This window comes from Vibrio sp. 10N.222.55.C6, assembly GCF_041473395.1.
Lineage (GTDB): Bacteria > Pseudomonadota > Gammaproteobacteria > Enterobacterales > Vibrionaceae > Vibrio > Vibrio crassostreae_C.
This window is the reverse complement of record NZ_JBFRSD010000759.1, coordinates 1-256: the sequence shown is the minus strand read 5'-3', so window position 1 is coordinate 256 and position 256 is coordinate 1. Positions and strand designations below refer to the sequence as shown.

The window sequence follows — 256 nt, the reverse complement described above, 5'->3', positions numbered from 1 at the left end:
ATGTAATCTTTTTGGTAAACCGCCTCTCGGCACGGAACAGGAAACACGGAAGATCCACGCTTGCTGGTGAGAAAACGTCTTGCTGCTTTATCGCATAATCTATCTGGAGTAAGCGAATCGCTAAAGCCAATAGGCATGTCGATTAACGTTGTTGCTTCCGCAAGATCATCAACTAACTCATCGAGCGTATTTACTACCTTAAACTCAGGAACCTCACTGTCAGAGACAATCCAAGCGAGCCAACCCGCCTTGCAGC

The 256-nt window shown here is 46.9% G+C and carries 1 protein-coding gene; it reads right to left on the bottom strand.

What is annotated here, in order from left to right; translation table 11 throughout:
* The coding region (locus AB4486_RS26015) for a DUF429 domain-containing protein (RefSeq protein WP_372119640.1) at window positions 1-256 on the bottom strand (256 nt) is incomplete at both ends.